Source organism: Acinetobacter sp. ATCC 27244 (assembly GCF_000156555.1).
GTDB lineage: Bacteria > Pseudomonadota > Gammaproteobacteria > Pseudomonadales > Moraxellaceae > Acinetobacter > Acinetobacter haemolyticus.
Map to the genome: position 1 here is coordinate 1 of NZ_GG666021.1, position 204 is coordinate 204.

1 rRNA gene is annotated in these 204 nt (G+C 43.6%); it reads right to left on the reverse strand.

Annotated features, from left to right (window positions below):
* Positions 1–7: 7 nt before the first annotated feature.
* Positions 8–122, reverse strand: a 5S ribosomal RNA gene (gene rrf / locus HMPREF0023_RS16055).
* Positions 123–204 lie beyond the last annotated feature (82 nt).

Here is a 204-nt window from a genome sequence, read left to right on the forward strand (position 1 = left end):
ATTTAAAAGCTGGCGATGACTTACTCTCACATGGCAAGTGCCACACTACCATCAGCGCGAAGAGGTTTCACTTCTGAGTTCGGGAAGGGATCAGGTGGTTCACTCTTGCTATTGTCGCCAGCAAACTGTTTATGGATACTTGCTTTGGTCTTATCTATGCCAAGGCGTTTTCCAAATGAGTTATTAACGGATTAGTTAATTGAG